Here is a 9,399-nt window from a genome sequence, read left to right on the forward strand (position 1 = left end):
TCTTCAACTGATTCATAAACAAGCTCTAGTTCATTATTAAGCACAAAAAAATCCCCTCTGAAAATATCAGAGGGGATTATCTTATACTTGCAAGATCGTTCAACTATTTCTTAAACGATCGGCATTAACCTTAATAAAGTGGCTTTGGGGTTAATGACTTTTATTCGGGGCTGACCCAATTGTTTATATTGATGGTCGCGACTTCATTTTCGGCTAAACTCATGCGCCAGATTAGCGCATTCGACTCGACACTCATACGCCAAATCAAGGCATTAGTTTCAAAGTTCATGCGCCAGATTAGTGCATCTGTCGAAGCAGTATTATTCCAGTTTTCGTCATGAGTAAATGTACTCATACGCCAAATTAACGCATCGCCATTGACCTGCTCTTGCGCTAAGTTCCAAACAAACTCATCGCCAAGGCCTTCAACATAAAAATGACCATCTTGATTTATATTGGCAGGTCCAGAAAAGTGCTGCTCATCGTTTAAATCTTTAGCTATATCTAGGTGTGTATTGGCACAATGATTTTCTTGGCTACTGATTGAGTTATATGCGCTAACTAAGCCAGCACCTTGCTGAAATACACTATAGCGTAAACTGCCATCTTCATTTAGCGCACGATAAGCCCCGTCTAAAATTCGACATTTAACCTGATCTGGGCTCAGCGAAGGATCATCGGTAAGTAATAAGGCAACCACCCCAGACACCACAGCGGCAGCTTGAGAGGTTCCCGACATTTCAAAGTAACGTCCACCATCATGAAACTCTGGATGTTGGGTGGCAATTTGTGCATCAAAAGACATTAAACCAGAAACATGACCACCAGGTGCAATTACGTCAGGTTTCACAAAACCTTCGGGTGTCGGACCTGCACTGCTAAACGACGCTACTTTATCGTCATAATAATTAAATGCGCTGTAGTCGTCAGTCATGGCTCCCACTGTGATTATATATGGCACGTTTCCTGGAACACCAATAGACATAGGATCTGGACCGCTATTGCCTGCAGATGCAACCACAACAATTCCTGCTTGCCAAAGCTTCATAACCGCTCTATTCAATGGATCATCCCAGTAGTTGGAACGAATTGGGCCGCTAAAAGACATATTCAACACTCGCAAGTTGATCTGCTCTTTTACTTGCAATGCCCAGTCAATACCACGGATAACATCCGCATAAGTAGCTTTGCCTTCCGCATCGAACGCTTTGATACCAACATGAGCCGCATTAGGCGCAATACCGTAAATTCGACCATTGCTATCATAATCACTATTAGTTGCAATACTGGCCACATGTGTGCCATGACCACTCGCTTCATCGTCATAATTACTGACAATATCGTTTATCGCATCGTAAGTTCCCCAAGCTTTATCACGGCCGTACAAGTCGGTTGATAAACCCGGTAATTGATCGAGGCCAGTATCTAGAAAACCTATGGTTACACCACCGCCATAGTTACCAGCATTATGAATATAATGAGCATCCACTTGTTGATTCACCACTGAATTGGGCTGCCACCTACGCTGCCCTAATGCCCTGCCACTTAGTTCAACCTTATGGTTAATTGACGCTTTTATTTTTTGCTTCTTTTCTAAGGCTTTTAATTGCGCAGGCGTTAAACTGACCGCAACTGAATCAATAACTTTTAGCTCATGGCTTGGCGTAACACCAAGTTGCTTTAAGTTAGCTTTCAATTGTGACAAGCTTTTTGCACTAATGATATATGACTGTGCTTGCGCTGAGCTAGCTTTGGTAGCGCTGACACTCAATAACCCAGTTAAAAAAATTAACGTAGCAAAAATAGCAACCAGCTTTAGCTTACTGAATTTTGAATTGAACAACATGTATAGCCCCTTTTGCTCATGACATTTTATTATTTTTAACAACATTAGGGTGAATTACTTAAATTATTGAGCGCCTTTAACAACCAACACTCATGGGCCAGTTACTACGCCCGCTTATTATTTTGCGTTGTATATAATCGCAAACACTAACACACCCGTTTTCATTTACCAATTTTTTAACACTAAGTTAACGTTAATTCCTCACCTAGTGAAAACACAAATATCCAGCCTATTCTAAGCTGGATATTTGGATTTATGCTCTGTTACTTTTTAAAATGAAACACTTGATTCAGCCGAACAATTATCTGTTCCCTGATCACAAACTTTATAAGTAAATGTTCCTGAGGTTTTAAAGCTATCGGTATAAGCGCCGTCGTTGGCTGTAGTAGTTCTAAGTGCGCCATTACGGAAAATATCAACATTACTAGTTACCGCACCGGACCATGATAAATCAACTTTGTTTTTACCTTTTGCTCGATAAGCATTAGTACTCAAGCTAATATCACCACCGGTTGGTGGTGGTGTAACACCGCCTTCACAACCATTGGCTGTTAGGTATGCATCTGCTGCGGCCGCTTTAACAATGCCATAGCCAAAGTAAACATCATTCCCGGGCGCGCCATTATCTTCCGCCGTGGCTTTTAACGCTTCTCGTATTTCTGTACCAGTACAACCATTGTGATTAGACCATACTAATGCAGCTACACCTGAAACTGCAGGTGTTGCCATCGAGGTTCCACTCATAAAGCCATAGTCGCTTGCACCAATAGCTATGGTGGCACTGTTTGCCGCTAACAGAGCATTGCGATCTTCAAATGCAGCACCAACAGCTGGAATAGTAGTCGCATTGGTATCACCAAGCGTACCATAGAGCATGCCCGCTTCATTATTAATGATAATCGCTCCAATTCCCCCTGAGTTTTCACAGTTTTGCACCTTATCATGAAATGAAATAACACCACGGTCTATGATACAAACATTGCCATTCGCACCATTGTCAGTTGACTCTGCAGTACCCATATAATAGGTATTACCATTAGCGTTACCGGCATTTTCCATAGCAGAAGAGGCATAAGCCACGCCATCTGCACTCATAGATGCGCTGGTAGCTAGCCCAGCAGGGTAGGTTGATAAAGTATCCACACCACCTGCGGTTACTTCCACACACACAGTGTCATCGGTGGTAGTGGTTCTGTTTTTGCCGCGACCTGTGGTTACAGTACAGCTTGGAAATTGAGAAAAGTTGGCAATGTTATTATCGGCATCGTTGGCACCTATCATCATAACTGAAGAATAGCCGGCAGGGTATGAGCGAACGCTGTTACCGTCATTACCCGCAGCAGCAACCACTAAACCACCTGCTTGGGTAAACGCTTTGAAGGCATTTTCTTCTGTGCTATTGGCGCCACCACCACCTAAGCTCATGCTTATGATATTAGCCCCTGCTTGACTACATTTGTCAGCTGCATAGGCAAGGTCGGATGAATAGCCCCAGCCAGACTCGTTAAACACTTTAACAATATGCATATCAACACCCGGTGCCATACCTACTACACCAATGTTATTATCTGCCGCACCAATCGTCCCTGCCACATGAGTGCCGTGTGGACCACCATGTTGATCCCAGTTGCCTGTACCTGAATCGTTATCACCGGTAATGTTGTTCCATACAAAGTCTGGGTTTGAACGATCTAAGCCTGAGTCAATAACACACACTTTCATTCCTGCACTGGCATTAAAGCTCACTTGATTAGCTTGTGACTGATAAACCGCATATGGTGTTAATTGCTCTGTCATAGCATTGCCAGCATCATCACTATATACCGCTGTTGTGCTGCGACGGTGATCTTCTTCGATCAACTGCACATGTGGGTTGTTCATTAATCCTTTAACTTGCGCTAACGTTTTGCCTTGAAAAGTCGCAGCAAAAAATCCGTTTCCATCGAGTTTAATTTCAGCATTTAATTTTTTGGCTAATGCTTTCACTACGCCTTTTTTACTTTGATCTACCTTAATTATGTATCTGTCATCAGCGGCTTGGGCGGAAAACGTTGAAGTTACTGCGATAGCAATAAGTGATGTAGTAAATGTTGATATTTTCATAGATGCTCCGGATGTCTCTACATTTATAGCGATCAAATATAAGACAATTTTTATAGTTATAGGATTATCATCAGGGCCGTTAACCTTGAATCTCACTTGATACTAACAGTTAGTAAAATCCGCTCTAGCAAAAAACCGACGATTTTTAATAAAAAAACGACATAAGCCTCATTTTCTCTTAATTACAAATACTTAAACACCTGTTCAATTATGTATTAGTCGCAATTATCTGAAAATATGTCTGTACTTTGCTAGTACAAAATCAGCTAAAAGCTAAAGATAACTGCGGTGAAGTTATCACCATAAAACAATAATGCGTCCGATGTATCACTCACCGATAGATTCAGCGCAGTAAACCGGAGCAACTCCCTATGATTAACAACAATAAATTAGTTTTGAGCCTACTTGCATTGTCAGTAATGGCTGCAACAGCAAATGCACAACCCTATCAAACGAAAAGCTTATCGACTGCTATTACTCACAACAAAAGTGCATTAAGTACGGTTAATGCTGACTTTAGCCAGTTCATAGCAAAACAAAAACTACAAAAGCGCGCTTTTACCGACCGCATCATAGTTAAATATAAAAGTGGCTTTGAAGCGCAGGCACTAACTCATAGTGACTCAGCCAAAGCATTGCCCAAAGGATTAGCGAAAAAAATTGGCGAAAACTTAACGCATGTTAAAAAGCTAAAAAACGGTCGCCATGTAATCTCATTAGGTAAACAGCGCCATATTAAAGACGTCAAAGCGCTCATTAACGAGCTAAATAACCATGCCGATGTTGAGTTTGCTGAGCCAGATTACAAACGCTACTTAATGGCGCAAAATCAACCTTGGGGTATTTCAGAGACACAGTCTGATCTTATAACGGATAGTAATGCTGCCAATATGACGGTGTGTATTATTGATTCAGGTTATGAGCAAGCCAACCCAGATTTAAACGCGAATAATGCCACAGGTACTAACAACTCGGGCACGGGTAATTGGTATCAAAACGGCGGCTCCCATGGAACACATGTGGCGGGTACAATTGCCGCGGTTAATAATACTGAAGGAGTGGTTGGTATTTTGCCGAACACTCAAGTGAACTTGCATATCGTTAAAGTGTTTAACGAGTCAGGCTGGGGCTATGTTGGTGATCTTGTTGACGCTGTTGACACTTGTGTGAATAACGGTGCCAAAATAGTAAATATGAGTTTAGGTGGCGCTGGCTCTAGTAATACCGAGAAAAACGCATTACAAGCGGCTGCTGATGCTGGTGTGCTGCTTATTGCCGCCTCAGGTAATGATGGCGACGCTACGTTATCATACCCAGCGTCATACGATGCGGTAATGGCGGTAGGCGCGCTTGATCAAGGCCGTCAACACGCTGAGTTTTCACAATATACCCCACAAGTTGAAGTTTCCGCTCCGGGAGAAGCGATTTTGTCCACTGTAGCAGGTGATGGCCGTCTTGGTTATATCCATTTAGGGTCAACAAGCTACGGCAATGATCAGGTCGTACCACAAACCCACTACATTAATAGTGGTGGTAGCTTTATTGTCAATAATGTTAATAGCGCCGCCAATGGTGTACTTGCCGCTTGTACCCTATCAGGTAGCAATTATAGTTGCACCAATGTGGCGGGTAATATTTGTTTGGCTGAACGTAATGACAATCAAAAAGGCAGTAACTACCCTGAAATTAATCCGGCTAAAGCATGTGCTGACGCCGGTGCATCAGGTGTTATCGTTTACAGTAATAGTGAACGCCCTGGTTTACAAAATCCTTTTTTGGTTGATGCCAACTCTGATGTAACTGTGCCAACCGTCTCTGTCAATCGAACTTTAGGCTTACAACTTATGAGCCAGCTTGGTAGCAATGCTAATGTAGAGGTTGTTGCGAATCAAGATTACGCGTACTACAACGGTACATCCATGGCAACTCCCCACGTATCCGGTGTTGCTGCACTTGTTTGGAGTAACAACCCAACTTGTAGCGCGACGCAAGTGCGAGAGGCGTTAAAAGCCACGGCAATTGACCTTGACGCTCCTGGACGTGATGACAAAACAGGCTATGGTTTAGTTCAAGCTAAAGCGGCCTCTGATGCTTTAGCGACTAGTTGCAGTACCACACCACCGACGGGAAATGTATTACTTAACGGCATAACTAAAACTAATTTAACAGCAGTTACTTCTGAGACTTTAGCTTTTACCATGGAAGTACCAGCAGGTGCTACAGAGCTAAATTTCGATATGGTCGGCGGCACAGGGGATGCTGATCTTTATGTTAAGTTTGGCTCTGCACCTACGAGTACAAGTTATGATTGCCGACCATATAAAAGTGGTAATACGGAATCCTGCCCTATTAATCAGGCCCAAGAAGGCACTTATTATGTGCACCTAGTTGCCTACTCGGCTTTTAGTGGCGTAAATTTAACCGGTAGCTTTACACAAGGCTCAACATCGGGTGGTAGTGCTTCAGTAGCAGATATTTCTGTCGCTAAGGGAGCTTGGACTTATTATACAATTGACATCCCAAGTGGTATGTCGACAGTTAATTTTGCTATGAGCGATGGTACGGGAGACGCAGATTTATATATTCGTCGCGGTACAAAGCCAACCTCGACTAGTTATGATTGTCGTCCATATAAAGCGGGTAATAATGAATCATGTACATTTAACTCCCCCATTGCCGATACATGGCATATTGGTATTTTCGGCTACTCTGCAGCAAGTGGTGTAAATTTAGCGGTTACCTACGCACCGTAAATAGCTTTAACTGCGTTTTATCTTCAAAAGGAAAGTATAGTCATGCTTTCCTTTTTTCAATGTTTTCTATTTCAATCAACTATCGCTTATGGAAAAATTTGACTCTGCTTTGGGACTTAAAAATAAGCTGAAATAACGTATCTCAACTCTTAACTAAGGCCCTGCAACAAAAGCTCTGTCACTAACCATGATTTATTCTTAAAAGGTTTTAGAAAGGCTGTTTAGTTCGAATACTATGACATTTGGCTATTGAAAGCCACATTGCCATAATGCTATGCAAATGATGCCATTACAAACACACACTTTGGTTTCTACCGTTATTTTTTGCTTGATATAACGCAGTATCAGCTTGCTCGAAAAGCGACTGCCAGTTTAGCTCTTCTTGGCGTTGCGCAACACCGATCGAAACTGATAGTTTAGGTAAATAGGCTTTAGAGTCTCTTTGCATTAGCTTTAAGCTGGCGATAGCTAGCCTAATTTTTTCTGCAATTTCATGTGCTTGAGACAAAGTTTTATTGACCAACACCACCATAAACTCCTCACCACCAAATCTAACTGCAATATCTTTATCTGTAATCGTTTCTTTAATCACCTTAGCGACCCGTTGAATTACCTTATCACCAATGAAATGACCAAACTGGTCATTCACATTCTTGAAGTGATCGATATCTATGGCTAAAGATGAGTGAACTTGCTCAATATCGAGTGTTTGTAACTTTACGTCACAGCCTCGACGGTTATATAACCCAGTTAGCGAGTCAACAATTGCCTCGTGCCGAGCGGCTTCAAGCTTAGATTTCAAAAAGTTTACTTCACCACAGGTTTTAGTAAGCTCCAAAGAGAGCTCGCTATGTTGCTGTTGTGATGTGCTAATACTACTCATTAAAAATGCAACAATATTTTGCATTGATTTATGATATTCATGTTTTGAAAGCGCCTGTTCAGCCTTTCTTAAGTTTGAGGCCACGGTTTTATCGCTATCTATCTGAATATTAATCTTTTCTAATGTGTTAGATAATGACTTTTCAATAGGCGCAAGGATTTGCTTATCTACCGCATGCGAGTTTGAGATATATTTACTAAATAATTCTTCAATAAAGGTTAAATCGACTTCTTGATATTTTTCTAGGTGCCTTTCTAACGCTATGCTTAACTTTTCATTACGCTTACTAACGTGCATATAAATGACAGAATAGTTAACTGGGCTTGGAGGAATTTGATAATGGGATAAAAACTCATTAGTCGATTCGCTAATTTTTAATGCCTCATCAAAATTATCTTTAATAAGCACAAACGCTCCTTAAGAGTCTAGTTATTATACTTTACAAAGTACTATTTAAAGTTCCATAGCTAGAGTAGCGAATCATTTAAGTTTCAACAAGCTTTATTAATTAAGGGAGACTAATAGCAACAAGTAGAGCACTTTATTAATTTTTTAAACTGTAAACTTTACGCTAAAGTTGCTTAGTTGGTTTTTGGTTTTTGGTTTTTGGTTTTTGGTTTTTACTGAAGACGGACTGAAGTCCGACCTACAAAACAATGGCTTCACCTGAGATAAGCACCCGCAGAACCTCTGTAGGTTGGACTTTAGTCCATCAGGTGAAATGCAATTTAACTATTTTTTTCAATATAAATTGACTATAAACGTCTGGAAAAAAATACCTACTGTAAATGCTTGTGGCCTATCACGTTAATAATCGCTTGTTTACCGTTTGACGGACTGAAGTCCGACCTACAAGACAAATGCTCTATCAAGCTAATCACTCTCTGAACGGTTGACGAACTGAAGTCCGACCTACAAAATAATGGCTTCACATGAGATAAGCACCCGCAGGTCCTTTGTAGGTTGGACTTTAGTCCATCAGGTGAAATGAAATTTAACGCTCGTTACGATAAAACGCGATTAAGGAAATAATCGGTCTATTAACTCCCAGAAAGCAAAAAACCCGTAGCCTTAGCTACGGGTTTCTCTTAATAGAAGCCTAGCGATGACGTGCATGGATGCGCTAATGCCGAGGGCACATGGATGTGCAGGAACGGCGCCGCTCTCACATAAAGAGAAGAACACCCACACGCTTTTTACCACCGGCGCTACTGCGTTGCACTGCTGCATCTCTTGGTATAGCGAATGGGATCAGGTGGGGCCACAGTGCTATTGTCACTATTTTTTGTGATTTAAAATGCAAAAAACCCGTAGCCTTAGCTACGGGTTTCTTTTAATAGAAGCCTAGCGATGTCCTACTCTCACATGGGAACTCCCACACTACCATCGGCGCTAACACGTTTCACTGCTGAGTTCGGAATGGGATCAGGTGGTTCCATGTTGCTATTGTCGCTAGACAAAATTTTCTTGTTAGATATTACACTTAACAAGTTACAATCTTGAAAGCTTTTATAAATACATTTTAATTTCTTATTCACACGATATGTACGTGATAGTTCTTTTCAGAATCTTGTCAAACCTTGACTGAGGTAAATCGCTTAGTAACGACGTAATTCAAACTGACGTGTAGGGTTTCTACACGAGGTTTTCATTACTCAGTTAGTAAGTGATGTTAACCAGTCAATACAAAACCACTTGGGTGTTGTATGGTTAAGCCTCACGGGTAATTAGTATTGGTTAGCTCAATGCCTCGCAGCACTTCCACACCCAACCTATCAACGTTGTAGTCTCCAACGACCCTTTAGGGAGCTTAA

The 9,399-nt window shown here is 41.5% G+C and carries 4 protein-coding genes and 2 rRNA genes; 1 reads left to right on the top strand and 5 read right to left on the bottom strand.

Features of this window, described 5'->3' with window-relative positions; genetic code table 11:
- Positions 1-160: 160 nt before the first annotated feature.
- Positions 161-1,846 (bottom strand): S8 family peptidase, encoded by a 1,686-nt coding sequence (locus tag B6K83_RS17790; RefSeq protein ID WP_085286201.1) that lies wholly within the window; start codon positions 1,844-1,846, stop codon positions 161-163.
- Positions 1,847-2,116: 270 nt separating this feature from the next.
- Positions 2,117-3,949, bottom strand: a complete 1,833-nt coding sequence (locus B6K83_RS17795) for a S8 family serine peptidase (protein ID WP_085286202.1) — start codon at positions 3,947-3,949, stop codon at positions 2,117-2,119.
- Between the two features lie 371 nt (positions 3,950-4,320).
- Between B6K83_RS17795 and B6K83_RS17800 the strand changes: the two genes are divergently transcribed.
- Positions 4,321-6,702 carry a S8 family serine peptidase gene (locus tag B6K83_RS17800; protein ID WP_085286203.1) on the top strand — a complete coding sequence of 794 codons (2,382 nt, stop codon included), beginning with the start codon at positions 4,321-4,323 and terminating at the stop codon, positions 6,700-6,702.
- A gap of 289 nt (positions 6,703-6,991) precedes the next feature.
- On the opposite strand, the gene B6K83_RS17805 is transcribed toward B6K83_RS17800, so the two are convergent.
- The 3 genes from B6K83_RS17805 to B6K83_RS17815 form a co-directional block, all read right to left on the bottom strand.
- Positions 6,992-7,993, bottom strand: a complete 1,002-nt coding sequence (locus B6K83_RS17805; RefSeq protein ID WP_085286204.1) for a GGDEF domain-containing protein — start codon at positions 7,991-7,993, stop codon at positions 6,992-6,994.
- A gap of 934 nt (positions 7,994-8,927) precedes the next feature.
- Positions 8,928-9,042: ribosomal RNA gene (rrf, locus tag B6K83_RS17810) — 5S ribosomal RNA — on the bottom strand.
- Positions 9,043-9,291: 249 nt separating this feature from the next.
- Positions 9,292-9,399 (bottom strand): 23S ribosomal RNA (locus B6K83_RS17815); the annotation flags it as partial.

Source organism: Colwellia chukchiensis, assembly GCF_002104455.1.
In the GTDB taxonomy this organism is placed as follows: Bacteria; Pseudomonadota; Gammaproteobacteria; order Enterobacterales; family Alteromonadaceae; genus Cognaticolwellia; species Cognaticolwellia chukchiensis.

What these genes read in the sequence shown, in the direction of transcription:
- B6K83_RS17790 (WP_085286201.1), bottom strand. Translation starts at nt 1,846, where the DNA reads ATGTTGTTCAATTCAAAATTCAGTAAGCTAAAGCTGGTTGCTATTTTT.
- B6K83_RS17795 (WP_085286202.1), bottom strand. Translation starts at nt 3,949, where the DNA reads ATGAAAATATCAACATTTACTACATCACTTATTGCTATCGCAGTAACT.
- B6K83_RS17800 (WP_085286203.1), top strand. Translation starts at nt 4,321, where the DNA reads ATGATTAACAACAATAAATTAGTTTTGAGCCTACTTGCATTGTCAGTA.